This window comes from Zooshikella sp. RANM57 (genome assembly GCF_050749885.1).
GTDB lineage: Bacteria > Pseudomonadota > Gammaproteobacteria > Pseudomonadales > Zooshikellaceae > Zooshikella.
The window spans coordinates 41,412-64,790 of the sequence record NZ_JBOIUB010000003.1 but is presented as its reverse complement, the minus strand read 5'-3'; the positions used below and the strand labels follow the sequence as shown (position 1 = coordinate 64,790).

19 protein-coding genes are annotated in these 23,379 nt (G+C 40.0%); 15 read left to right on the top strand and 4 right to left on the bottom strand.

Features of this window, described 5'->3' with window-relative positions:
- The first annotated feature begins 60 nt into the window (after window positions 1-60).
- Window positions 61-1,002 (top strand): 1-aminocyclopropane-1-carboxylate deaminase/D-cysteine desulfhydrase, encoded by a 942-nt coding sequence (locus ACQ96U_RS07690; RefSeq protein ID WP_431720662.1) that lies wholly within the window; start codon window positions 61-63, stop codon window positions 1,000-1,002.
- Window positions 1,003-1,022: 20 nt separating this feature from the next.
- On the opposite strand, the gene ACQ96U_RS07685 is transcribed toward ACQ96U_RS07690, so the two are convergent.
- Window positions 1,023-2,015 carry a DUF1853 family protein gene (locus ACQ96U_RS07685; RefSeq protein ID WP_431720661.1) on the bottom strand — a complete coding sequence of 331 codons (993 nt, stop codon included), beginning with the start codon at window positions 2,013-2,015 and terminating at the stop codon, window positions 1,023-1,025.
- Between the two features lie 237 nt (window positions 2,016-2,252).
- On the opposite strand from ACQ96U_RS07685, the gene ACQ96U_RS07680 reads away from it, so the two are divergent.
- The 9 genes from ACQ96U_RS07680 to ACQ96U_RS07640 all read left to right on the top strand — a co-directional run bounded on the left by ACQ96U_RS07680 (window position 2,253) and on the right by ACQ96U_RS07640 (window position 14,346).
- The gene (locus ACQ96U_RS07680; protein WP_431720660.1) at window positions 2,253-3,134 is read left to right on the top strand and encodes an NAD(+) kinase; all 882 of its coding nucleotides are present in this window, start codon (window positions 2,253-2,255) and stop codon (window positions 3,132-3,134) included.
- 16 nt (window positions 3,135-3,150) lie between these two features.
- On the top strand, window positions 3,151-4,140 hold the full coding sequence (locus tag ACQ96U_RS07675; protein WP_431720659.1) for a metallophosphoesterase: 990 nt from the start codon (window positions 3,151-3,153) through the stop codon (window positions 4,138-4,140).
- 14 nt (window positions 4,141-4,154) lie between these two features.
- Window positions 4,155-5,042, top strand: a complete 888-nt coding sequence (locus ACQ96U_RS07670) for a rhomboid family intramembrane serine protease (protein WP_431720658.1) — start codon at window positions 4,155-4,157, stop codon at window positions 5,040-5,042.
- A gap of 134 nt (window positions 5,043-5,176) precedes the next feature.
- A complete protein-coding gene (locus ACQ96U_RS07665; RefSeq protein WP_431720657.1) occupies window positions 5,177-5,440 on the top strand; it encodes a YeaC family protein in 264 nt (87 codons plus the stop codon).
- 90 nt (window positions 5,441-5,530) lie between these two features.
- The gene (locus tag ACQ96U_RS07660) at window positions 5,531-6,391 is read left to right on the top strand and encodes a DUF2797 domain-containing protein (protein ID WP_431720656.1); all 861 of its coding nucleotides are present in this window, start codon (window positions 5,531-5,533) and stop codon (window positions 6,389-6,391) included.
- A gap of 80 nt (window positions 6,392-6,471) precedes the next feature.
- A complete protein-coding gene (gene pepN / locus ACQ96U_RS07655; RefSeq protein WP_431720655.1) occupies window positions 6,472-9,111 on the top strand; it encodes an aminopeptidase N in 2,640 nt (879 codons plus the stop codon).
- A gap of 420 nt (window positions 9,112-9,531) precedes the next feature.
- Window positions 9,532-9,735, top strand: a complete 204-nt coding sequence (locus ACQ96U_RS07650) for a hypothetical protein (protein ID WP_431720654.1) — start codon at window positions 9,532-9,534, stop codon at window positions 9,733-9,735.
- An 895-nt stretch (window positions 9,736-10,630) separates the two neighbouring features.
- Window positions 10,631-12,622, top strand: coding sequence for a DUF1302 domain-containing protein (locus ACQ96U_RS07645; RefSeq protein ID WP_431720653.1), 1,992 nt, complete (start codon window positions 10,631-10,633; stop codon window positions 12,620-12,622).
- A 344-nt stretch (window positions 12,623-12,966) separates the two neighbouring features.
- Window positions 12,967-14,346 carry a DUF1329 domain-containing protein gene (locus ACQ96U_RS07640; protein ID WP_431720652.1) on the top strand — a complete coding sequence of 460 codons (1,380 nt, stop codon included), beginning with the start codon at window positions 12,967-12,969 and terminating at the stop codon, window positions 14,344-14,346.
- A 197-nt stretch (window positions 14,347-14,543) separates the two neighbouring features.
- Here the strand turns inward: ACQ96U_RS07640 and ACQ96U_RS07635 are convergent, their stop codons facing one another.
- Together ACQ96U_RS07635 and ACQ96U_RS07630 are read right to left on the bottom strand one after the other, a co-directional pair.
- Window positions 14,544-15,314 carry an O-methyltransferase gene (locus ACQ96U_RS07635; protein ID WP_431720651.1) on the bottom strand — a complete coding sequence of 257 codons (771 nt, stop codon included), beginning with the start codon at window positions 15,312-15,314 and terminating at the stop codon, window positions 14,544-14,546.
- A complete protein-coding gene (locus tag ACQ96U_RS07630; protein ID WP_431720650.1) occupies window positions 15,295-16,185 on the bottom strand; it encodes a LysR family transcriptional regulator in 891 nt (296 codons plus the stop codon). The genes ACQ96U_RS07635 and ACQ96U_RS07630 overlap by 20 nt, the downstream gene beginning before the upstream one ends.
- 159 nt (window positions 16,186-16,344) lie before the next feature.
- On the opposite strand from ACQ96U_RS07630, the gene ACQ96U_RS07625 reads away from it, so the two are divergent.
- Both ACQ96U_RS07625 and ACQ96U_RS07620 read left to right on the top strand, forming a co-directional pair.
- Window positions 16,345-17,232, top strand: coding sequence for an MBL fold metallo-hydrolase (locus ACQ96U_RS07625; RefSeq protein ID WP_431720649.1), 888 nt, complete (start codon window positions 16,345-16,347; stop codon window positions 17,230-17,232).
- On the top strand, window positions 17,226-17,909 hold the full coding sequence (locus ACQ96U_RS07620) for a DsbA family protein (RefSeq protein ID WP_431720648.1): 684 nt from the start codon (window positions 17,226-17,228) through the stop codon (window positions 17,907-17,909). The genes ACQ96U_RS07625 and ACQ96U_RS07620 overlap by 7 nt, the downstream gene beginning before the upstream one ends.
- A gap of 86 nt (window positions 17,910-17,995) precedes the next feature.
- Here ACQ96U_RS07620 and ACQ96U_RS07615 read toward each other — a convergent pair whose 3' ends face one another.
- Entirely contained in the window at window positions 17,996-18,889 is an 894-nt protein-coding gene (locus ACQ96U_RS07615) for a LysR family transcriptional regulator (protein ID WP_431720647.1), read from the bottom strand.
- Between the two features lie 111 nt (window positions 18,890-19,000).
- Between ACQ96U_RS07615 and ACQ96U_RS07610 the strand changes: the two genes are divergently transcribed.
- The 3 genes from ACQ96U_RS07610 (at window position 19,001) to ACQ96U_RS07600 (ending at window position 23,355) form a co-directional block, all read left to right on the top strand.
- The gene (locus ACQ96U_RS07610) at window positions 19,001-19,507 is read left to right on the top strand and encodes a phenolic acid decarboxylase (protein WP_431720646.1); all 507 of its coding nucleotides are present in this window, start codon (window positions 19,001-19,003) and stop codon (window positions 19,505-19,507) included.
- A gap of 380 nt (window positions 19,508-19,887) precedes the next feature.
- Window positions 19,888-20,946 carry a WD40/YVTN/BNR-like repeat-containing protein gene (locus ACQ96U_RS07605; RefSeq protein ID WP_431720645.1) on the top strand — a complete coding sequence of 353 codons (1,059 nt, stop codon included), beginning with the start codon at window positions 19,888-19,890 and terminating at the stop codon, window positions 20,944-20,946.
- Window positions 20,947-20,973: 27 nt separating this feature from the next.
- Complete coding sequence (locus ACQ96U_RS07600) at window positions 20,974-23,355, top strand: efflux RND transporter permease subunit (protein WP_431720644.1); 2,382 nt, start codon at window positions 20,974-20,976, stop codon at window positions 23,353-23,355.
- Window positions 23,356-23,379: the final 24 nt, after the last annotated feature.

Below are 23,379 nucleotides of genomic sequence, written 5' to 3'. Positions count from 1 at the left end.
TACTTTTGGTAATACAGATTGCAGTGCATATAATGGGATATTTACAAAGTTAATCCGGTTATGTGCACTGATATTTTTGACACTCAATTTCCCTCAGTAACCCCTCATATTCAGTCATTTCCTCACCCTTTAGCGATCGAAAAAAATATTCAACTAGCGGTACTGCGTTTGGACTTAGTGCACCCACAGGTTTCTGGTAATAAATGGTATAAGTTGAAATATAACCTTACGGCGGCAATGGTGAGTGGTGCTGATTGTGTTGCAAGTTTTGGTGGCGCTTATTCAAACCATATTCATGCTCTGGCTGTTGCAGGTTCGTACTTAGGGATTAAAACGGTTGGATTTATTCGTGGTCAGCAACCTAAGGTGTTATCGCCCACCCTTAAAGATGCGACAGAGATGGGGATGCAGCTTATTTATTTGGACCGGCAGACTTACCGTGAAAAACATCAGTTTGAAATGCAAAAAGTGCTGGAAAGTCAGTTTCTTAATAATACAAATTCTGTTTACTGGGTACCGGAAGGTGGAAGTAATTTACTGGCTATAAAAGGTACACAGGAAATTGCAGAGTATGAGCCAGTAAAACAGTTTGATTATATTTTTGCAGCCTGTGGTACAGGAGGGACTTTAGCGGGTTTAATTAGAGGTGCTGTGGATCAACAACAGGTGATTGGTGTGCCTGTACTTAAAGGTGGGGGATTTCTTCAGGACGTTGTCGAAGGATTTTTACGAGATTCAGGGTTCCGAGACAAAAAACAGTGGCAATTATGGTTAGATGGTCACTGGGGAGGCTATGGTAAAATAAGTGATCAGCTTCATCAGTTTATTTTATCGATAGAAAAAGACTTTTCTTTGCCATTGGACCCTATTTATACAGGTAAACTTGTTTGGCGTGTACTTGAAGGCATAAAGCATGGTGAAATACCTTCGGGAAGCCGAGTACTGATGATACACAGTGGTGGCTTGCAAGGGCGCAGAGGGTTTCCACAATACTATAAATGATGTTTTTTTACCGTCTCCTTTTACGTTTCCTGGGTAGCGGCCACTGCTTTATCTGGCCAGTGGTCAGCAACAACAAAAAAACGTCTTACCTCATTAAAAAAATGACGATCTTGATAGCAGGCTGCGATTAACTGTGGTGGTTGAGCTAGCGCAAACCGTTCTTGCATTGATTTTTGTAAAGCGATGTTACTCATAAAACCTTTTACTTCGTTAATAACTGGTCGATGAACAGGGGAAAGCCACTCTAATTTGGTGAGAGGAATATACACCAGTTGTCCTTTTATTTGGTATGACTCGGTAAGGCTAGTTAAATAGTCAGTTAATTCGCTTTCAGTTACCCAGTCTCCATTGAGGTGATGAGTATTAGCATTCACTGGCGGGGGGCAATGCTGTTTAAAAGGATAAAATAAATAGCCTTGTAATACGCCTTCTTTTATAGGCTCTTTTCCCTGTATCGTGTTTCCTGTCGCAAGGGTTAATTGATTTAAAATTGACTTAGCTTCTGGATATTCACTCAGCCTTAACTGCTTAGTCAGCATTTTATTGACTTTTATATCGAGCCTATCTTGACAGTTAGGTCCCACCCATTGATGCCATGCGCTTATTTTTTGCGTTGACTGGCTAGGTAAACCTAAATAAAACTTCACGGCAAGCTCACGATGTATCCAATGATTTACTGTTTGATCAACGTAAAGTAAATCAAACTCACCTAAGGTTCGGCCTGAAGCATGGACTGGAATATTATGTTTAAGGAAGGAAACTTCAGGATGGCTTTGTAATAACACATGAACCAATGTTTCATAATAATGCCCAAGTCGATAGTTTTGTTTTTTTTGTAATGTGAACTGAAGTACTTCAAGTTCCTCCTGTTTCCAAGTAATGGGTTTATTCCTAAAAGGTGTTTTTACTAAGTATGGGCTTGTTGTATTAATGTGTTCAGAGGGCGCTAGAATAACCGGGGATTGATTAATCCACTGTAAATCTTGATATAGCTGGGTGATTCGGTAGGTCATGAGTAGTCATTTAGGCTGGTAGGTTGTGATGCCCAGAGCACAAGCATTTATGTGCGAAGAGTATATTATGCATATGTTGTTTATTTTGCCTATAGATTAAGAATACTTCGCAAAGTAAATGCATTAAACAAAGCGTAATATTTCAGGTTTTGAAAGCAAGTAATCCTAGACTGTAGACATTATGCGCTAAGCCAGTAACAATCAGTCAAAACAAGCAGCCTGTTATCACGGAGTGTTATGGAGCAATTTAAGCATGTCGGTGTTATTGGTCGCCTAGGCAGTGCAGAGGTCGTTGAGACACTTAAACGATTGAAAAAATTTCTGCTGTCTGAAGGGGTTCATGTCATTTTGGATAAACCTCTTGCTGATGTTTTACCTGGACATGGGCTTCAAGTGTGTAGCCACAATATGATGGGTGAGATCTGTGACCTTGTCGTGGTCATTGGTGGTGATGGTAGTATGCTGGCGGCGGCAAGAGCTCTAGCGCGTTACCGTGTACCTGTACTGGGTATTAACCGGGGGCGTTTGGGCTTTCTGACCGATATTCACCCTGATGAGATCGAGCAGCGTGTTGGTGAAGTACTGGCGGGTAAATACATCATGGAGAGCCGCTTCTTATTGCAAGCGGTGGTTAAACGTCAAGGACAGCCAATCGGGCAATCAGATGCATTGAATGATGTAGTACTGCACCCTGGTAAAGTGGCTCGCATGATCGAGTTTGAGGTCTATATAGAGGGGCAATTTGTCTATAGTCAGCGAGCTGATGGCCTGATTATTTCGACTCCCACGGGTTCAACGGGCTATTCATTATCTGGGGGGGGCCCAATCATGCATCCCAAGCTGGATGCGATTGTAGTGGTACCTATGTTTCCTCATACGCTAACCAGTCGTCCATTAGTGGTTGATGGTAATACCGAAATAAAAATTGCTATTAGTGGGCATAATACAACCTACCCGCAAGTCATTTGTGATGGCCAAGTGCATATTCCAACATCACCCTCTGACACTATTACGGTGGCTAAAAAACCACAGCGTCTAAAACTCATCCACCCTTTGAACCATAATTATTATGAAGTGTGCCGACGTAAGTTGGGGTGGGGTAATCGCTTAGGAGAGTGATGAGGTATCAATTAGTATGAGTTGGATTATGGCAGATACTGCTGATGGATATGACTTAATTGGTGATATTCACGGCTGTGCCCGCGCATTAGTATTGTTGTTAAAAAAGTTGGGCTATCGTCATTATCGTGGTTGTTTTCGACACCCTCGACGTAAAGTGATTTTTATGGGGGACATTGTGGATCGTGGTCCCCGTATTCGTGATGCCTTACATATTGTCAAAGACATGGTTGACCATAATCAGGCTCACATTGTTATGGGGAATCATGAATTCAATGCCTTAGCATATTGTACCCCAGCACTTGAAGGCAGTGGTCGATCATTCTTACGTGAACATAACCCTCGACACCACCGGTTGATTGCGGAAACTTTAGAACAGTTTGCCTGTCACCCTAAAGAGTGGCAGATGTTTTTACAGTGGTTTAAAGAGTTACCCTTGTTTTTAGAGTTTGATCGATTTCGAGTGGTACATGCCTGTTGGGATCAACGACTTATAGAGGCTTTTTGGACTCGCTATCAGTGTGCAACCATTGATGATGACTTTTTACATCAAACCATTATTTCACGAAGTTTTGCAAAGTACTGTATTAGTCGTCTTATTCGAGGCATTGATATTCCCTTGCCTAAAGGTGTAAAGATTGAAAGTAAAGATGGCTATGTACGCAGTCGGTTTCGTGCACACTTTTGGCATCCAGCCCCTGAAACTTACCAAGATGTTGTTTTTCAACCTGACCCATTACCACCTGCGGTAGCCGAAGAAGTGCTCTCTGCTGAGGATAAAAACCGGCTATTTGTTTATGAGTTAAATGAAAAGCCTTTATTTGTCGGCCATTACTGGCAGATGGGAGAGCCTCATCCCATTCGTCCTAATATCGCCTGCTTGGATTACAGCGCGGTCAAATACGGTCGGTTAGTGGCTTATCGGATGGATAATGAAACAGTGTTGGATGCGAAGAAGTTTGTGTGGATTGATGTGGAACCGCGAAGCCCTTTTGTGCCTCGCTAACAGGAAGAGTACTTATGTTGCGACTGCTTGAAGTCCCTGCTGAACAGGACTTACGTTCATTCTCGCTGTATTTATATCACCAGGGGGTGAAGCACAAAATCACTGAAGAGTCAGGGCAACAAGTATTGTGGCTGGTGGCAGAAGATCAGCAGCAACAGGTCACTGACTGGTTCCAGCAGGTTCAATGTGGTGAGTTAGATTTATCTCGCTATCAGGCAGTGATTGATAACCCGCAGGCGTTGCGTGCTCAGAACCATCAGCACTCAATCAGTCAGATAAGTCATTTCCCAATGACAGCCTTCTTTTTAGTCATTAACTTATTTGTGGCGGCAGTGACCGGACTTGGTAGCAACTATCAAATGGTGTCGTGGCTAACCTTTGTTGACTTTACGCTCATTGGTAATCATGTATTGGCTGCATCATTGGGGGATGTTTTTACCAGTCACCAATACTGGCGCTTACTGTCGCCTATTTTTTTACATTTTGGCTGGCTCCATATTATCTTCAATATGCTTTGGCTTTACGTATTAGGCCGGCGTATCGAAACTAAAGACAGCAGCAAGCTTATGTTTGGCTTAGTGCTATTTGTCGGTTTTCTTTCTAATCTTGGGCAGTATTTAATGTCGATAGACCATCCTATCTTTGGTGGCTTTTCTGGCGTTGTATACGGATTGCTGGGTTATTGTTGGGTGCGTGAAAAGCTGGCTAATGTTAACTTTTTTATCCCACAAAGCATCTACATGTTTATGGTCGTCTGGCTAGTGATTGGTTACTCTGACATCTTAGCGGTTGTGGGGTTTGGCAATGTGGCAAATACCGCTCATACAGTAGGCTTATTAGCGGGTTGCTTGTTTGCAGTATTTCGTGGCCGGTATAATCCAGATAATGCACTGCGCTGTTAAAGCAGATCGAATTGATAATACTTAAGATAATACGTTAAAAGTATAGTGATACCCTTTATTTTGTTAAGGGTATAGGTATACAACAAAGAGTAAAAAGACAGAAGCCTGATAGTGTGTAATACCTGAGAGAATGTATGGACTTTTCGCAACTCCTTGACCAAATTGATGCAGAAACCTACCAGCGGCTAAAAACTGCAGTAGAAATCAGAAAATGGCCTGATGGTCGTGTGCTGACGCCATCGCAAGTTGAGCTATGTTTACAAGCTGTTATTGCCTATGAACACAAGCACCTACCTGTGGATCAACACTCAGGCTTTATCAGTCAACAATGTGCTAGCCAGACTAAGCTAAATACTGAACAAGAGGATAGTAATCCTCAACCGGTCAATATTATATAACGTATTTTTTCCCTGTGATTACTATACCTCTGAAGGTTATAAAAACCTGAATAATGGTATAAAACCTGTATACAAAAGGAATAGCCTGTTTTGAGTGATGTTTTATCTCAGTCAGTAACCTCCCAGTCACCGATCGTTGGCCAGTTACAAAAAATGAAATCACAACTTGCTGACCCAGTGGTATATCAATTACCCGTTGGTGAGCAATTGGTTTCATTAAATGTGTTGTTGGGTAAGCAAATAACGCTGAAGTTTTTAGGTGCGATTAATTGTATTGCATGTGGTCGGAAAACTAATAAAAGCTTTAATCAGGGCTATTGCTTTCCGTGCTTTAAAAAATTACCTCAGTGTGACAGTTGTATTATGTCGCCCGAAAAATGTCATTATGAGCAGGGAACGTGTCGAGATGCAGCCTGGGGTGAGCAGTTTTGTATGACAGACCATATTGTTTATCTGGCAAATTCCTCTGGAGTAAAAGTCGGTATTACCCGCTTGTCACAAATTCCAACACGCTGGATAGACCAGGGAGCCACGCAAGCATTACCTATTTTGCGTGTGGCTACACGACAACAGTCGGGACTTGTTGAAGCGGCAATGAAATCTTTTGTGGCAGATAAAACAAACTGGCGGACGATGTTAAAAGGCACATCAGATGAAGTCGATTTAGTCAGCAAACGGGACGAGTTGTTTGCTCAGTGTGCCGAGACCATAACATCCCTTCAGCAGCAGTTTGGTGTACAGGCATTGCAACCCGTAACGGATACCAAGCCACATGCCATTACCTATCCTGTTCTCCAATACCCCGTAAAAGTAACTGCGCTTAACTTTGATAAGCAAGCAGAAGTAACGGGTACGTTGTTGGGTATAAAAGGCCAGTATCTCATTATGGATATTGGGGTGTTAAATATCCGCAAGTTTACGGCGTATAACGTACAATTCAGCAGTACATAATATATATGCTTCGCAATCAGTATAAACTTTAGAGCTACCCAACAGAAAGCTATAACGAGAAGACTCTAAGAGAGAACAACATGAAAGACGCTCAGCCTCGCACTATTTATTTAAAAGATTACCAAGAACCAGACTACTGGATTGACCAAACAGACTTAACCTTTCATTTAGGTGAAGATCACACAGATGTGACTGCCGTATTACAGGTACGGTTAAATAAAAATAAACAACACGAGCATTTACCTAACCTGGTGTTAGATGGTACCGATATGCAACTGCTGTCGGTGAGTATTGATAATCACTCACTCGACAGTAGCCAATACGCATTAACCACAGAAAACTTAAGTTTACCTATTAATGCGGAACAGTTTACGGCCACCATTCATACCCGGATAAAACCTCAGGAAAACACATCACTTGAGGGGTTATACCGTTCGAATGATATGTTTTGTACCCAGTGTGAGGCAGAAGGGTTTCGTAAGATCACTTATTATTTAGACCGTCCTGATGTGATGGCTAAGTTTTCAACCACGATAATTGCTGATCCTAAAAAATACCCAGTGATGCTATCGAACGGTAATTTAGTGACGGATGAGCAATTAGATGATGGCCTACGCAAAGTTAAATGGGAAGATCCCTTTAAAAAACCTTGCTACTTATTTGCTTTGGTAGCAGGGGATTTGGCCTGTGTTGATGATGAGTTTGTTACCCAGTCTGGTCGTAAAGTCGCACTTAAATTATTTACAGAAGCCACAAATGTTGACAAATGCGAGCATGCTTTGTTGTCGCTCAAACGTGCCATGAAATGGGATGAAGATGTCTATGGTCGTGAATATGACTTGGACATTTTTATGATTGTGGCTGTAGACCATTTCAATATGGGAGCCATGGAAAATAAAGGCTTAAATATATTCAACTCATCTTGCGTGTTAGCCAAACCTGAAACAGCCACTGATGGAACCTATCAGCGTATTGAAGCCATTGTGGCCCATGAATATTTTCATAACTGGAGCGGTAACCGAGTAACCTGTCGAGACTGGTTTCAGTTAAGTTTAAAAGAAGGGTTTACCGTTTTTCGGGATGCTGAGTTTTCGGCGGATATGAATTCCCGTCCAGTGAAGCGTATTGAAGATGCTAACTTTTTACGTACCATGCAATTCCCTGAAGATGCTGGTCCTACTTCTCACCCTGTACGGCCTGCGTCGTATATTGAAATTTCAAACTTTTATACGCTAACTGTCTATGAAAAAGGCGCTGAAGTAGTACGCATGATTCATAACATTGTGGGCAAAGAAGGTTTTAGAAAGGGTAGTGACTTATATTTTTCACGGCATGATGGACAGGCTGTGACGACAGAAGATTTTGTCAAAACCATGGAAGAAGCCAATAATGTTGATTTAACACTGTTTCGTCGGTGGTATACACAATCAGGAACACCCGTAATACAAGTGTCGGATAATTATGATGCAGCCAATAAACGGTATACCTTAACGGTAAAACAAAACTGTCCACCAACACCAGGGCAAGCAGAAAAAGCACCGTTTCATATTCCGTTTGCAGTTGGACTCATTGATGCACTAGGCAATGATATGCCACTTGATGAGCAAGGTAATACGACACTTGTTTTAGATATTAAAGAGACAGAGCAAACATTTACCTTTAACAATATCAGTGAGCAACCATTACCTTCACTCGCAAGAGACTTTTCTGCCCCTGTCAAAGTTGAATATCCCTATACCCGTGATCAGTTAATGTTTTTAATGAGCCACGATAATGATGGTTTTAACCGTTGGGATGCAGGACAAAAGCTAGCGGTTGATATTATTAAAGAGCTTGTTGAGCAGCAGCGGGCAGGGATGACGTTAGCCTTAGATGAACGTTTAGTAACCGCGTATAAATCGTTACTGACGGGTTCGTCTTTGGATAAAGCAATGTTAACTAAAATGCTTGCTTTACCGAGTGAAGACTACATTGCAGAAGAGTGTGATGTTATTTATCCACTTAGCATTCACGTGGCCCGTGATTTTGTGCGTCGTACATTAGCAGAAAAACTACATAAGCAGTTTAAAGCCTGTTTTGATGCCAACAACATGCAAAAAGCCTATCAACCCACGGCGGATGACATCGCTGAGCGTAGCTTGAAAAATATTTGCTTGAGTTATCTGACATTGGTTGATGAGCAAGGTATCGAGTTGTCTTGGCAGCAATACCAGCAGGCAAATAATATGACAGATCGCTTTTCTGCTTTAAGTATTTTAGAAAATGCTGTGTCTGTTAAAGCGCGCGACTATGCCGAACAAGCATTAACCAGTTTTTATCAGCAGTGGCAGCATGATGTGCAAATGATTGAGCAGTGGCTATCCGTCCAGGCAGGGGGTGAATATACAGACCTCAAAAAAATCCAACAATTAATGCAGCATGAAGCATTTGATATGAAAAACCCTAATAAAGTAAGGGCGTTAATTGGTGTATTTGCCAACCGAAATAAAGTGCACTTCCATCGTGACGATGGGGCAGGTTATGCCTTCCTGGCGGATCAGGTATTGGTGTTAAACCGCTTAAACCCACAAATGGCATCTCGCTTATTAACCCCCATCACTCGCTGGCGGCGATATGATGAAACACGTGGCGGGTTAATGAAAGAACAACTGCAGCGTATTATGAAAGAAAAAGACCTTTCTAAAGATGTTTATGAGATAGTCTCTAAAAGTTTGCAGTAATTAACCCCCTCCTAACCTCCCCCTTCAACAAGGGGGAGGGACTGAATGAGAGTTTAAAGCGACTCCGGTCTTTTATTCCCTCCCCTTGGTAAGGGGAGGGTTAGGGTGGGGTTTAAGATATGGAACAAAAATCTAAGAATTTATTTTTGTTCCTAGTGGATAAAATTATTGTCTAACAATTTGTTTTTGTTTATATGTAAGACAGCGTTTCTGTCTATTTAATACCTGTTTTTTCACTTCCTTAAATTCTACAACTGTTACTATTTAGTAAAAAGTGATACCTCTTCTGACGGCTTATGTTACTTCTGTTCGCATATTGAGGTATGATTTGCTCTTGCTGAATAGTAGATGGTCAATAACTCATTTTATTTAGAAAGTGATCTATACCCAAAACGAAGGGTTTTTAGGCGAGGCCGTCAAGTGACGAAGCCCTGGGAGCTTATATTAATAAGTGACTGGGGTGAAGAGTGCCGACAACAAAGCCTAGAAATGCTTCGTGAAGGGTATATTTCAGAAAAAACTAATAAGTCGATGATTAATGTACATGAGTGTTGTATTTGCCTTTCTCATTGGCAAAGAGGAGGCTGGAGAGAATTAAAGGAACATAGTTTGCCTGATACTTAAACAGTTGGTATCGTTTAAACGTTCGTTTTTGGTGGACGGCATTGCTTAAAAGTTTCATAATGTAACAAATTTATAAAGCAACAATGAACAGACTAAGTTATTAGGCATTGTTCTGTGAATTTTCGACATTTTCATTGCGAAGCTATTAACATTGAATAAAAAAAATAAGAAGATAGTATATAGCTCACCTTGAGTGCTTTAAGGTGGTAAATAGAAAATCATAAAATGCTAATTCAATGTGTTCACAGTAAACATTGAAAAATGTAAGTATGAATGTACTGAGATAACAAAAATAATTAGGAAGTTGGAGCTGAGCGTAATAACCAAAAAGAGCTATTTTAAGTAATAAGAATTAATAACTTTGCTTGGTGTACCCATTATGATGGGTATAGTAGTTCAATTTGGATAACTAGGGGACAATAACAATAAGGTAAGGATACGATTATATATACCTAAAACGAAAGTTTTTTAGTGGAGGTCGTCAAGCGATGAAGCCCCCAGTGCTTATATCAATAAGTGACTGGAGTGAAGAGCGCAGACAACAAACCCTAAAAATGATTCGTGAAGGGTATAAATAAGATTGGGTGTGAAAAAAAATAATACTCAAGTAAAAATTTATACCTTATCTATTGTATTACTCTTAAGACTTAAAGTCGGATATACGAGTGTATTAGCCGATGGATTATTGTATCCAAAGAAAAGGCTATTTTTAACTCGGTATTCATAGTGATATATACAGCTATTGTTATGTTAGTGTGGCTTCTTACTTTTAAGGTAAGTATGCCCATAATGAAGGGTATATATTACGATCAAACTGCTCCTACGTGGTTAATTTATTAAGTTTTACTTTAATGATTTCCACCCTTCCTATAAAGACCATGCTACGGAGCGATCCATGAACAACACAAATAGCCTGCCTTTACGCCTGTTATTTGCACCCGCAAAAGCAGGATTTGCCTTAGCCAGTTTACTTGCCGTTATGCCTGCCCAGGCGTTTGAATTTGATTTAATGGAAGGAGAGGTAACGGGTTCATTAGATACTACCTTATCCTATGGCGCGATGTGGCGAGTTGAAGGTAGAGATACACACCTCTATGGTAACGACACTGAACCAACTCATGATGATGTAAATACCAATGATGGCAACCGTAATTTTGATACGGGAATGGTATCGAGTGTTTATAAAATTAATTCAGAACTTAAGCTGAATTATAAAAACTATGGTGCATTCGTGCGTGGTCGTGCGTTTTATGACACCGAAATCATGGATAAAGATACAGATTGGTCTGATACCAACGATCGGTTTAATCGAAGGTTTCCAGGTTACTTTGATCAGGCTGGTACAAATAGATCTGCAGATGCATTTGACAGTGATGTGGAAGAATTAATTGGCAAAGACGCTTCAATTATGGATGCATTTGTATTCGGTAGTTTCCATATTGGTGATATGCCTTTAGATGTTAGGTTTGGTAAGCAAGTACTGAATTGGGGGGAAGGTATTTTCTATCGTGATGGTATTAATACCATTAACCCTATGGATGCAGCACAATTTGCATTGCCAGGTTCAGAGCTTAAAGATGTATTAATTCCACAAATGGCATTATCGTTTAACTTAGGTCTTACTGAAAACCTCTCCATGGAAACATATTATATGATGGAGTGGGATGAGAGTATTGTTCCACCAGTGGGCTCTTACTTTAGTAATAATGATATTTTCGCGGAAGGAGCAACATATGGGTATAATGAGTTACCTGCCTCATTAAAAAGTCCAGCTTTGAAAGCGACTCTTGACTTGAATAATATTAATTATAATGGAGACTATTTAATCGTTGCAGACTTACATGGTAAGCAAAATGCGCGTGATAGTGGTCAGTGGGGAGTTAATTTCAAATATTTCGCAGAAGAATTAAATGAAACAGAATTTGGCTTTTATTTTGTGAACTACCATGCTCAAGTACCTTTTGCTGCAGCAGGTATTCGCGAAGGAGGAGTTCTTCAAGCCTTAGGAGAAACTTTACCTCATAATTTGATTAGGTCTCTTAATGTTTTATCTAATTCTGTTTATGCAGATAGAGTATATCCTGAAGATATTCGTATGTTTGGTATTAGTTTTAATACTACTGTAGGCAATACGTCAATAGCTGGTGAGTTAACGTATCGTCCTAATATGCCAATGTGGATTGATCATCCTGATGACTTAGTATCAGGTATATTCGCCAACTTGACAACAAATACAAACATTAGTGATCCAACATCTGCAATAGCTCCTGGAATTATTTCTTCTGTTGCAGGAAGTGGTTCTGAGAGTGGAATATGTACTACATTTGCTCAACTTTCACAAGCACGCCCAAATAATGTTGGTTGTGTTGGCAATGACTACAAAAACTATGAGCGTGTTGAGCTATATACCGGTTCGTTAGTATTTATTCATAATTTTGGCCCCCGTTTTGGCTTTGATAATTTTATTGCTGTATTAGAACCTTCATTTGAATTGGTTTCTGGCATTGGTGGTAATTACGATGCTTTTGCAGCTAAAGGTTCAAGTCCATATGATTCAAGAAAATTTTCTGGTGATTATACCCCTGATCATGAGCGCTTAGACCGCTTTAGTTGGGGGTATACCACAGTATTTTCTGGTAAATGGAATGATGTATTTGCAGGTGTCAACTTAAATCCCATTTTACGTTTTAAACAAGATGTGCAAGGTAACTCTCGTGTTACGGGTAATTTTATGGAAGACCGTAAAGCAGCGACCTTGGCATTAAATGCAACGTATATGAATTCTTTAGAAGCAGGTATCAGTTATACCAACTTTTTTGGTGCAGAGCGGCGTAATAAACTCAATGACCGTGATAATATAGCGTTTACAGTCAAGTATTCATTCTAAATAATAACCATACCCTTCACGAATCATTTTTAGGGTTTGTTGTCAGCACTCTTCAGCTCAGTCACTTATTAATGTAAGCTTCTGAGGGTTTATTGCTTGACAACCCAGATAGCACCTTTATAACAGCTACTGATGCTATCGCTAGTCTTAACAGACCAGACTAGCCCCACTAAAAAACCTTCGTATTGGGTATATAATAAATTAGCGTTAGCCAATGTATAGCGCCCATATACGCGGCATCAAGTGATGAAGTGAATGAGCTTATTAGGAAATAAGTGATTGAGCTGAAGAACGAAGATAACAAAGTAGATGGGTGCTTTACGAAGACTAATAGAGAGCCTGCTATGAAAAAGAATATAATATATATTGGTGCTGCGGTGGCAGCACTGACTTTAGCAATTCAAACGGCTACGGCAGCCATTAGCCCACAAGAAGCAAAAAAATTAGGCACTACTTTAACACCTATTGGTGCTGAAAAAGCCGGAAATGCAGATGGCACGATTCCCGCTTGGACGGGGGGTATTACCAAAAAAGATATCCCTGCATCGTATAAACGCCGTGGGCAGCATTACCCAAATCCTTGGTCTGGGGATAAGCCAAAGTTTTATATTACTGCTGAAAATTTGGCGAAATATAAAAGCAAATTAACAGCTGGGCAAATTGCGTTATTTGAGGCATATCCTGATAGTTTTAAAATGCCTGTTTATCAAACCCGTCGTTCTGGTTCATTACCACAACATGTGTATGATGATACCATTAAAAATGCTACAACAGCTGAATTGGTTAATGGCGGGAATGGCTTCAAAGGTGCGTATGCCAGCGTTCCCTTCCCAATGCCTAAAACTGGCTTAGAAGCATTATGGAACCATATTGTCCGTTATCGTGGTGAATACGTCGTACGTCGTGCATCTGAAGTCGCAGTGCAACGTAATGGGGATTACACACTAATTACAGCACAACAAGAGGCGGGTTTTAATTTCTATTATCCTAAAGGCAGTGAAAGCTCGTTAGATAATACCATTATTTATTATCTTTCATTCACGACAAGTCCTGCGCGTTTAGCGGGTGAAGCGGTGTTGGTCCATGAAACATTAGACCAGGTAAAACAGCCTCGCCAAGCGTGGAAGTATAATGCAGGTCAGCGTCGAGTACGTCGTGCACCTAACCTTGCGTATGATACACCTATTTCATCCGCAGATGGTTTACGTACCGCTGATGATACGGACATGTTTAATGGTGCACCTAATCGTTATGAATGGAAATTGTTAGGGAAAAAAGAAATTTATATTCCTTACAATAACTATAATTTAATTAGCCCCAACCTTAAGTATGAAAACGTATTGGCAAAAGGGCATATCAATCCTGAGCATACGCGTTATGAATTACACCGTGTTTGGGTCGTAGAAGGCACCTTGAAAAAAGATGAGCGTCATATTTACTCCAAGCGTACTCTTTATCTGGATGAAGATAGCTGGGGTGCAGCGGTTGTCGATCAATACGACGGACGTGGTGAATTATGGCGTGTCAGCATGGCGTACTTATTAAATAATTACGATCTGCCTACTACCTGGACTGGATTAGACGTATTCCATGATCTACAAGCCCGCCGTTACCATGTACAAGGTATGGCAAATGAAGAGCGTAATTACGTAGACTTCTCTCGTCCCATTCCAGACGATAAATACTTCAAACCCAGTACCCTCCGTAGAAGAAGTTATCGTTAAAATACGTTTTTAATCCCCCATAAATCTCCCCCTTATCTAAGGGGGAGATTTATTATTTTGATTTATAGTTTCTCGTATAATAAATAAAACACTACGATTTAGAGCTAACTTTTTTAGTTGTTGGGTTAATACAAGTAACTATTTTATTTTATCTTTAAAATCTCTTTTTTATTTGTATTTGAATAGCTGTTACTTGGTTAACGTTTAAGCACAAGCGTTAAGCCATCAGCAAAAGGAAGTAAGCTTAAATCTATTCTATCATCACTTAATAACTTCTTGTTAAGCGCCCGCAAAACCTCTGTTTCTTTGTCGCTTATTGATTTATTTGCGACTGCTCCAGACCACAGCATATTATCCAGTAAAATTAGACCACCTTTTTTCACGAGTTTTAGTGCTAGCTCATAATAGGTGTCGTAGTTTTCTTTATCTGCATCAATAAATGCGATATCAAATGAACCTTCAAGTTTTTCTTCGATAAGTTGTTGCAGACTGTCTTGGGCATTACCAATCATGGTTGATATTTTGTGTTCTACACCGGCTTGTTGCCAGTATTTTCGACCCATATTCACCCAGTCAGCATTGTTATCACAGGCGATGAGCTCACCATTGTCAGGTAGTGCTTGTGCCACACATAAAGCGCTGTATCCAGTAAATATGCCAATCTCAAGTGCTTTTTTGGCTTGCATTAAGCGAACAAGTAAAGCGATAAACTGGCCTTGTTCTGGCATGATTTGCATATTGCACTCTGCCATTTTCAGGGTTTCATTTCTTAATGCTTTGAGTATATCGTTTTCACGAAGAGATACGTCCCTGACATAGGTTAAAATTTCTTGCGTAATTTTGAGGTGATGAATCATTCTTTGCGTCCTTGCATTGCGTGTTAATTTTTTCTCTATGTTTGCAACGTTTACCTTTATCCAGATAAGAACAATACAGGTAGAGCATATCTCACCATGGCTTACTAGCAAAGTCCTTCACTAAATAATCTATAAGTGCTCTGAGTGCAGGAGGAAGAAATTGACGTGAAGGGTACAGTGCATAAATCGTTAAGTCTTTTGGTTTCCAGTCGGGGAGCACAATGTCAAGTTGGCCTTGTTTAATGGCTTCATTGGCTAAATAGGTTGGTTGTAATGCAATGCCGCCATCATTTTTTGCGGCCTCTAATAAAACAGTGGCTTCGTTAGCGGTCAGGTGGCACTCAACATCAATAGCTTGATAATCATTATTATACGACAAGTACCATACATTACGCTCAAAGTGTCGATAACCTAAACATTGGTGTTGGCGTAATTCCTCTGGCGTGGAAGGGTGCCCATGTTTAGCGAGATAATGTGGTGACGCGACAAGTACAGATTCACAAACAGCTAAAGGTCGACCGATTAAAGAAGGGTCAGGATTACTGGCAATGCGGATGGCTAGATCAATACGTTCTTCAATTAAATTGACAGGTCTGTCACTCACATCGATATCAATTTTAAGCTTGGGGTGTTCGGCTAAAAATCTACAAATTGTTTTTGCCAGTTGAGCATGGCCAAAGGACATACTGGTTGCCACTCTAAGCAACCCTTGCAGTTCATTATCATTATGAGCTGTTTCTGACTCCAATGCTTGAGTCTGTTCAGTCAGTTTCAAACACTGTGCTAAGCAACGATGGCCTGCCTCCGTTAGGGTGACACGACGTGTTGTGCGTTGGAGTAAGCGTACATTGAGCCAGGACTCCATGGTTGAAATATAACGAGTCACCATAGCTCTAGACATATCAAGCCGTTCAGCGGTAGCAGTGAAGCTTCCTGAGCGGGCAATATCAATGAAAACATTAATGGCGGTTAGTCTGTCCATGGGTAGTATTAGATCGAATTAAGAAACAATGATGTGCAATATTAGATCTATATCTGATCAAGTCAACTTATTATAGTGACCCCGTGCTTCAGCAATAGCTTTGAAGATATTTACCCTTTGCTGTGAGTATCGATAGATTCAAAATTTCTAAGGAGTTAAATGATGTTGAAAAGAATTTTGATAGGTGCTGCTGTATTGCTGGCTTCGGGTGTAAATGCGGACGAACAGCCTTCAGTCCAGAATGCTTCTCCCTTAAACGTTCAGGTTTACCATGCGGATGGAAATAGCTTTCATGTGAACTCTAGTTTGATCACAGGTGCTCACGAAGCGGTGGTGATTGATGCGGGCTTTACTCGGGCTGATGCTTTCCGTATCGCGGCAAATGTGTTGGATAGTGGTAAAACACTGAAAACCATTTATATCAGTCAAGCTGACCCTGATTATTATTTTGGCGTAGAAGTATTAAAAAATATTTTTCCGGAGGCTAAGGTTTTAGCGAGTCCTGCAGTTCTAAAACAAATTAAGAAAAAGCTACCTGCCAAAATTGCTTATTGGGGGCCTAAGCTTGGGGTTAATGCGCCACAACATCCCGTGGTTCCTACCGAGTTTAAAGGCGATAAGCTTTATGTTGACGGGCATGTATTGGAAATTAAAGGATTAACAAGCGCTATCGCTCATCGGCCTTATGTCTGGATTCCTTCAATTCGTGCGATTGTGGGTAATGTGGCGGTGTCTGGTGGTTTGCATTTATGGATGGCAGATTCTCAAACTAAGATTGAACAAGATGCCTGGTTAAAGCAGCTGGATGAAATGAAAGGTTTAAATCCATTATTGGTTGTGCCTGGTCATATGAAAGCAGGGACAAAAATGGATGTAGCAACAATTGATTATACACGTAATTACTTGGTGACTTTTTTACGCAAAGCTAAGCACGCGAAGCATAGTGGTGAATTAATTAATATGATGAAAAAGGCATATCCAGATGCTGAGTTGGAGATTGCATTAACCATTGGTGCTAAAGTGATTAAAGGAGAAATGCAATGGTAACGTTGCATTACTTTTATGATCCGCTTTGTGGTTGGTGTTATGGCGCTTCGGACATTATTCATGCTGCCGCTTCAATAAAAGATATCCCTTTTGTGATGCATGCTGGTGGCATGATGCAAAAGCAGCCGATAACGGCTGCTATGCGCCAGTTTATAATAGAGCATGATAAACGCATTAAATTAGAAACGGGGCAGATATTTGGCAAAGGTTATACAGGAGGTTTATTGCATAACGCAACAGCATGGTTTGATTCTTATTTGCCTATTCGTGCTATTTTAGTTGCCAAGTCGATGGGAATAGCACCATTAATTATGTTAGATCAAATACAAAAAGCACATTATCAGCAAGGCAGAGAAATTGCGCAGCTTGATGTATTAGCCGATATTGCTGAGTCGCAAGGATTAATGCGTCATACATTTATTGATAAACTGAATCAATGTGTGGAAGAAATGGAGTTACATATTAAGAAAAGTCGACAGTTAATGGTATTGCATGGCTTTTCAGGATTTCCAACATTGGCGCTGGAGAATAATGGTCACTGGTTTTTGATCAATGTGCGGGATTTTTTTAGAAATGCAGAAAAAATAGTGCCGTATATTCAATCGATTATAAATAATAAAGATAGGGATGAAGTCGAATTGTCTAAACAATTCTGTTCCTTGGATGGTTGTGTTTGAGCATAGATACTGATTGGTATTTAGATAAAAGAGAAGCATGTGAGTTTTTGAGAATAAAGCGCACATGCTTATGTTGTTTTTAGCATTTATTGGTTAGAGTCGCTGATTTGTTTACTTTTGTGTAATTCAATTAAAATATTACCTAATTCACGTGTTGCAGGACCCGCTTGAGAAAAATCATTATAAATAAGATTAAGTGGAATTTTACGTATTTGTCCTATGGACAGTGGTAGTGTTTTTAATAGCTCAGTGTTCAGTAAATGGCTAATTTCGTGTGTAGGTAACCAGCCAAAGCATAGTTGGCTTTCTACTGCGGCAATTGCAGTATGAACAGTATTAACTCGCCATACTCTATGGCTGGGTAAGGGGCACTGATGAACAGACTGAATATTTTCAATATAGACTTGCGTAAATAAATTTAAATCTGACGTAGTTAAATTGTTTTTATCTAAATGGTGTAGGGGATGATTTGGATGGGCTACAGCAAGTAGTTCTATATCTAACAATTTTGTTCCCAGTAAGTTTGTATTAAAGGGAAAGGCAATTGAGATGTTTGCTGAGTCGTTGGTATTTTGTGGTGTAAGACGAATAACCTCTTGTAGCTCTACTTGCGTTTCTGGAAATTGCTTTTTAAAGCATGTAAGTGCTTGAAATAAAGAATGTTTGGGATAAATACTGTCAACAGCTATGCGTATAGAGGCTTCTGTACCTGTGGCCAGTGCTTTAGCTCTAAACTCGATGGATTTAAATTCATCTAGAAAAGGCCGTACATCTTCTAATAATGATTTGCCAATTGGTGTTAGTGCTACGGATTTTCCTTGAACAATCACTAATGTAATACCGAGCTGTTCTTGCAACTTAGTGATGGTGTAGCTGATCGAAGACTGACTTTTATGTAGAAACTTGGCTGCTGCTGTAAAACCACCATGTTCAATGACACACTGTAGGACAAACCATTGCTCTAACGTTGATCTAAACATATGAATAATCAAATATTTCGATGGATATAAGCTAAAAATAACGTTTTTTAATCGAAAAAACAATGTTTAAGCTTGTGCAGATTAAACATGTAAAAACAATTGGAGAACTAAATGGTCAGTAATAACGTTGAGCAAGATCTTTCAGGCTTTGTGGGTAAGCATTTAATTTATACCTATGAAAACGGTTGGCAGTATGAGATTTATGTCAAGTCTGGCAGTGTTTTTGACTATCGGATTCATAGCGGCATCGTGGGCGGGCGTTGGGTGACAGACCAAGAGGCAAAGATACGCAAAATAGGTGATCAGGTTTATAAAATTTCTTGGGACGAGCCTACAGGTACGACGGTGAGTCTCTCTGTAAATTTAGAGAAGCTTGAATTACATGGTGTTATTTTCTTTCCTAGGTGGGTAATTAATGATCCACAAAAAACAGTTTGTTATCAAAATGATCATCTCAGTCTTATGCGTGAGTATCGCGATCAAGGACCCACTTATCCTAAAGAGGTGATTGATGAGTTTGCCAAAATTACTTTTATTGAAGAGTGTGGGCCTAATAACAACTCGGTGATTTGTTGTTCACCAAAAGATTTACCAAAGGGTTTTCCTTCTGTTTATTAACAGTTGGAACTTTATAGGTGCTTTAGATTAGTTTGTAAATAAATACAACAATCATTTTATTTAATGCACTATAGGAAGATTATCTTAGTAATATTACTTTATTGTTAGACAGTTTATGTGAAAATAAATCATCGCTATTTGTCAAGCTTATTGTTTGTCGCTAAATTACTTCCCCTTATTTGGTAGCCATGCTGGAATAACAGCGATATTATAACGGTCGTTTGAATAAGATTCGCCAAGTTTCATGGGGCTAAGTTTTCATAGGACTAAGTTTTTATAGGACTAGGTTTTCATGGGATATGTGTACCAGTAAACTGTGGTGTAGCCACATAGATATAGCTAAGACAATTATAAAAAAGACTGAAATAAGGGGTTGGCATATGCGAGTAGCCGATCAGGTAGGCACTGGTTTGAGTAAGCTCAAGCGTAGCCTGTCTAAAGTGCCTTGTATAGGGCTAACGGTGTGTTTACTGTTTGCATTGATGATGACTGCTTTGCAAGCAGCAGAAAACAGTACGAGCACACCTGTTGTGTTTGCAGAACCATCAGCATTAGCCCAACAAAAACTATTAATTGATGTGACAACTGTTGGACAAAGTGGCCGGTTGGTCGCAGTGGGTGACCGAGGACATATTCTTTATTCGGATGATGGGGGAGATACTTGGCAGCAGGCCAAAGTCCCTACCCGTCAGTTGCTTACCGCTGTTTATTTTGTTTCTGCTAAACAAGGCTGGGCAGTGGGCCATGATGCGTTGATTTTAGCAACAACAGATGGAGGACAAACTTGGCAACAGCAATATAAAAACCTAACGACTGAAGCGCCTTTATTAGATGTATGGTTTAGTAGTGAGTTTGAGGGTTTTGCTGTCGGTGCTTATGGACAAATATTACGCACCAGTAATGGTGGAAAAAGTTGGGAGGATTGGTCAGACCATATCGAAAATGAAGAAGAGTTTCACTTTAATAGCATTACTGGGTTAAAGGATAAGCAGGAGATGGTCATTGCTGGTGAAGCTGGTACTGTTTATTACTCTGATAATCAGGGCATGAGCTGGCAGCGCCTTGAAAGCCCATATGAAGGATCATTATTTGGTGTGATTGCAAATGGTAAACCGCATGGTTTTGTGACTTTTGGTCTGCGAGGTCATGTATTTCTGTATGATGGTTCTTTAAATAGTTGGTCAGCAATCCCTACTCATACTGAGCAAAGCTTATTTGGGGGGCAATATATTGCAGATGGCCGGTTAGCTCTGGCTGGAAATGGTGGCGTTTGGCTCATAAGTAATGATTATGGTCAGCGGTTTAGTTTACATAAGCAACCTGATAGAAAGCTTGTGTCGGGTATTACTGAAACGGCTGATGGAGAGTATATTTTAGTGGGGCAGGGGGGCGTTGTACAAACCATTCCCCAAGGAAATGATCTCGCAATACGCCCATAATTCTGGCTGACATTGGAGGACCCTGCTATGTCTCCTGCAAATCATAAAGATTCTGAAGTAGTATTAGAGCGTTTATTTTTTAATAATCGTCTTTTTGTTTTATTTGTATTTGCGTTGGTTACGGTTTTTTTGGGTTACAAAATGACTCAGGTAAAACCAGAAACCAGCTTTATGAAAATGATTCCTACCCAGCATCCTTTTATTCAAAATATGTTGAAAAATAAGGATGATTTGGAAAATTTAGGAAACTCAATTCGTATCTCAGTAGAAGCCAAACAAGGTGATATTTTTTCTGCTGAATATATGGGTATTCTACAAAAAGTAACGGACGATGTTTTTTATCTGCCTGGTGTCAGCCGTGCTGGGCTAAAATCGCTATGGACCCCTAATGTCCGTTGGATAGAAGTTACAGAAGATGGATTTGAGGGGGGGCCTGTTATTCCGCAAAGCTATGATGGGACTCAAGACAGTTTAAATCTTCTAAGAGAGAACATATTAAAATCAGGTCAAATAGGACGTTTGGTGGCCAATGATTTTAAATCATCAATTATAGAAGTCCCACTATTTGACAAAAATCCTGAGACGGGGAAAACCCTAGATTATGAAGCACTTTCGGAAGGATTAGAACAGCAAATTAGGCAACGGTATAACTCAGATCTTGTTGATATAAAAATCATTGGTTTTGCAAAAAAAGTAGGTGATTTAATTGAAGGAATTGGCTCTATTGCATACTTTTTTGCAATTGCCATTGGCATAACATTGCTATTACTGTTGATTTATTCTGGTTGTTTGAAAAGTGCTATTGTGCCTTTAATTTGCTCTGTTATCGCTGTTGTCTGGCAATTAGGTTTATTATCCTGTTTTGGCTATGGCTTAGATCCTTACTCAGTGCTTGTTCCCTTTTTAGTTTTCGCTATTGGCATCAGTCACGGCGTACAGATGGTTAATAGCATGGGGATAGAGTCTTCTTTAGGTGCAGACCGTTTAACTGCCGCGAGGCGGACATTCCGCGGACTTTATATTCCAGGTATGTTAGCGTTGGTGTCTGACGCCATTGGCTTTTTAACGCTATGGGTTATTGAAATAGATGTCATTCGAGATTTAGCCGTTGCTGCGGGTATAGGCGTGGCGGTTATTATTTTTACGAATTTATTTTTATTACCAATACTACTGTCTTATATTGGTGTAAGCCAACGAGCTATTCGTAAAGTTCAGAAAAATCGGGAAAAGAAAACACGAAGCTGGGAGTTACTATCATATTTTTCTCACCCCATTGTTGCGCCTATTTCAATTGTTTTAGCGATTATTGGATTTAGCTTAGGACTGTATTGGAGTAAAGATTTAAAGATTGGTGATTTAGATCCAGGCGCACCAGAATTACATCCTGACTCACGATATAATCAGGATAATGCCTTTATTACTCACAACTATTCTACTAGTGCTGATGTTCTCGTGACGATGGTAGAAACAGCAAAAGAGCAATGTTCATCTTATGCCACTATGTCTGCTATTGATCAATATATGTGGCGTATGGAAAACGTACCTGGGGTGCAGTCGGCTGTTTCGTTAGTGACAGTTTCAAAATTGTATATTAAAGGCACCAATGAAGGTAATCCAAAATGGCAGACCCTGGCAAGAAACCCTTATGTGTTAAATGCATCGATAGCCCAGGCTAGCCAATTGTTTAATACCGATTGTAGTTTGGCGCCAGTCATGGTGTTTTTGGATGACCATAAGGCCGAAACATTAGATCAAGTGGTCAAAGCCACCGAAGCATTCGCGGCAGAAAATAATACATCTGAATTACAGTTTAAGTTAGCTGCAGGTAATGGGGGAATTGAGGCTGCAACCAATCAGGTTATAGAATCTGCGCAAGATAAAATGTTATTGTGGGTATACGGCGTTGTGAGTATTTTATGCTTACTTACATTTAGGTCTTTACGTGCAGTTGTCTGTATTATTATTCCTTTGGCGCTTACCTCCGTACTGTGCCAGGCTTTAATGGCATGGCTAGGGATAGGTATTAAGGTGGCTACTTTACCTGTCATTGCATTAGGTGTTGGCATTGGTGTTGATTATGGTATTTATATTTATAGCCGCTTGGAAAGTTTTTTAAGGCAAGGTAAAAATTTACAGGAAGCCTATTATGCGACGCTACGGACAACGGGTAAGGCGGTAAGTTTTACAGGCATAACGTTAGCGATTGGAGTAGGAACCTGGATTTGGTCTCCTATCAAGTTTCAAGCAGATATGGGTATTTTGCTCACATTTATGTTTTTATGGAATATGATTGGAGCACTTTGGCTGTTACCTGCATTAGCACGCTTTTTTGTACGACCTGAACGACTTAATACCGTTATTACTGTTGATACACAACATGAGGTAGACACTAAAAAAGCTGTAGCGTAATTTAGTATGAAGTTTTAGGAATAA

Coding starts and splice junctions, on each gene's coding strand:
- ACQ96U_RS07615 (WP_431720647.1), bottom strand. CDS start 18,889: ATGTTTAGATCAACGTTAGAGCAATGGTTTGTCCTACAGTGTGTCATT.
- ACQ96U_RS07610 (WP_431720646.1), top strand. CDS start 19,001: ATGGTCAGTAATAACGTTGAGCAAGATCTTTCAGGCTTTGTGGGTAAG.
- ACQ96U_RS07690 (WP_431720662.1), top strand. CDS start 61: ATGTGCACTGATATTTTTGACACTCAATTTCCCTCAGTAACCCCTCAT.
- ACQ96U_RS07665 (WP_431720657.1), top strand. CDS start 5,177: ATGGACTTTTCGCAACTCCTTGACCAAATTGATGCAGAAACCTACCAG.
- ACQ96U_RS07605 (WP_431720645.1), top strand. CDS start 19,888: ATGCGAGTAGCCGATCAGGTAGGCACTGGTTTGAGTAAGCTCAAGCGT.
- ACQ96U_RS07670 (WP_431720658.1), top strand. CDS start 4,155: ATGTTGCGACTGCTTGAAGTCCCTGCTGAACAGGACTTACGTTCATTC.
- ACQ96U_RS07640 (WP_431720652.1), top strand. CDS start 12,967: ATGAAAAAGAATATAATATATATTGGTGCTGCGGTGGCAGCACTGACT.
- ACQ96U_RS07630 (WP_431720650.1), bottom strand. CDS start 16,185: ATGGACAGACTAACCGCCATTAATGTTTTCATTGATATTGCCCGCTCA.
- ACQ96U_RS07675 (WP_431720659.1), top strand. CDS start 3,151: ATGAGTTGGATTATGGCAGATACTGCTGATGGATATGACTTAATTGGT.
- pepN (WP_431720655.1), top strand. CDS start 6,472: ATGAAAGACGCTCAGCCTCGCACTATTTATTTAAAAGATTACCAAGAA.
- ACQ96U_RS07620 (WP_431720648.1), top strand. CDS start 17,226: ATGGTAACGTTGCATTACTTTTATGATCCGCTTTGTGGTTGGTGTTAT.
- ACQ96U_RS07625 (WP_431720649.1), top strand. CDS start 16,345: ATGATGTTGAAAAGAATTTTGATAGGTGCTGCTGTATTGCTGGCTTCG.
- ACQ96U_RS07685 (WP_431720661.1), bottom strand. CDS start 2,015: ATGACCTACCGAATCACCCAGCTATATCAAGATTTACAGTGGATTAAT.
- ACQ96U_RS07680 (WP_431720660.1), top strand. CDS start 2,253: ATGGAGCAATTTAAGCATGTCGGTGTTATTGGTCGCCTAGGCAGTGCA.
- ACQ96U_RS07600 (WP_431720644.1), top strand. CDS start 20,974: ATGTCTCCTGCAAATCATAAAGATTCTGAAGTAGTATTAGAGCGTTTA.
- ACQ96U_RS07645 (WP_431720653.1), top strand. CDS start 10,631: ATGAACAACACAAATAGCCTGCCTTTACGCCTGTTATTTGCACCCGCA.